This window comes from Natrarchaeobius oligotrophus, assembly GCF_003841465.1.
Lineage (GTDB): Archaea > Halobacteriota > Halobacteria > Halobacteriales > Natrialbaceae > Natrarchaeobius > Natrarchaeobius oligotrophus.
In genome coordinates, this window is record NZ_REFZ01000052.1 from 1 (window position 1) to 1648 (window position 1648).

At 56.7% G+C, this 1648-nt stretch carries 2 protein-coding genes; both read left to right on the forward strand.

The features are described from left to right. Positions 1-127: 127 nt before the first annotated feature. Positions 128-1216 (forward strand): IS630 family transposase, encoded by a 1089-nt coding sequence (locus tag EA472_RS21765; protein WP_207891205.1) that lies wholly within the window; start codon positions 128-130, stop codon positions 1214-1216. 25 nt (positions 1217-1241) lie between these two features. Further along, on the forward strand, positions 1242-1607 hold the full coding sequence (locus EA472_RS21770) for a hypothetical protein (protein ID WP_124193540.1): 366 nt from the start codon (positions 1242-1244) through the stop codon (positions 1605-1607). The last annotated feature ends 41 nt before the right edge of the window (positions 1608-1648 follow it).

Genomic DNA, 1648 nt, shown 5'->3' on the forward strand with positions numbered 1-1648 from the left:
ACTAGTGGACCATCCAAGAAGTTCGTACCCGGTTAGTCTGGAGTCGTTATCTCCTCAGATGACGTAGAGTGAACAGACCCGACCGAGGAAGAACGTGTCTCCAGGCCCTAACCCAGTTACAATCACGTTGACCGCTCAAGATCGAGCCGATCTTGAAGCGGTCACACGCAAAGCGACCAGCCCTCAACGAGAAGTGTTCCGCGCACGGATCATCCTTCTCGCTGCTGCTGGCCTCAACAACTCTGAAATCGCACGCAAGCTCCAGTGTACACGGAAAACCGTCCGTAAATGGCGCGGACGCTTCGCCAAAAAATGCCGGGCCGGGCTCATCGATGAGCCCCGGCCCGGCTGTCCTCCCACCTACGATGACATCGACCGTGCAGTTATCACCGCCCTTGCCTGTGAGCTTCCTTCCACACGACAACTTCCACTTTCGCGGCTGAGTTCCGGTGACATCCATGCGGAGGTCTCACGAGAGCTAAATCCATGCCCATCACAGGCCACGATCGCCGCCTGGCTTGCGCAGGCGGCGATCCGACCGTGGACCTACGCCACCTGGGTAACTCCAAGAGATCCACACTTCGAACAGAAAGCTGCTCCTGTGTTGGATTTATACAACGGGTTGTGGAACGGTGAGGAACTCACCGAGTATGACGTCGTCATTTGTGCCGACGAGAAGACAGGCCTTCAAGCGCGGTCCCGGCGACGGACGCCGCCGGGACCGCACACCGTAACTCACGTTGAACACCAGTACGAACGGCACGGTACCTGTTCCTATCAAGCGGCTCTAATCGTTGGGACTGGCGAAATCGTGGGTCAGTGTGTCGATCGAAATACGCGGGCGAATTTCGAAACCCTCGTCGAGACGGTAATGACACACCCGATCTGCCGGGCGGCAGATCGCGTGTTCTGGATCACCGATAACGGGGGTGCGCATCATCCGAACACGTTCACGTGGTGGCTGAAACAGCAGTACCGAAACGTCGAAGGGGTGCATCTTCCAACCGGCGCATCGTGGCTGAATCAGATCGAGCTGTATTTCTCGGTGCTGAGCCGCAAAGCTCTCGCCGGCGAGAGCTTTGCGTCGGTCAGTACACTTCGCGATCGTCTCATGGGCTTTGAAGACCGATGGAATCGTGCTCCAACACCGATCGACTGGTCCTACACGAGTGAGCAACTGGCTCAGTTGATGGAAGATCTCCCAGCGATAGCGTAAATCTCTCTGGAGTCGTCTAGGACGTATGGCGTCGATTCCTGAGTACATTCGCCGAACTCTCCAAGACCAGATTGAGAACCACGCGCGCACCGCGTGGAACGAGCGGTGCGCGCGTGTGCAGGTTCGCTTCCGTGGTGAATACGCATACATCGATGCGTTCGAGAGTAATCCCTGGATGATGCCTGATGCGAGCGAGGAAGAGAAAGAACGCATCCGGCACACTCCAACGAAATTGTGCCGATTAACCTGGACCGGCGATCTGGACTCGTGGGCATTTGCGTTCTACAAGTACAGTGACGAGCGATACGAGCCGTCGATTACGCTCGACGGCTCGTTCACTGGCTCACCTGAATCGTGTTTTGACACCGCCGCGCAGGCCTATCTTCGATAGGATGCCCAACTGGGTACGAATTTACTGGAGGCTCTACTAGT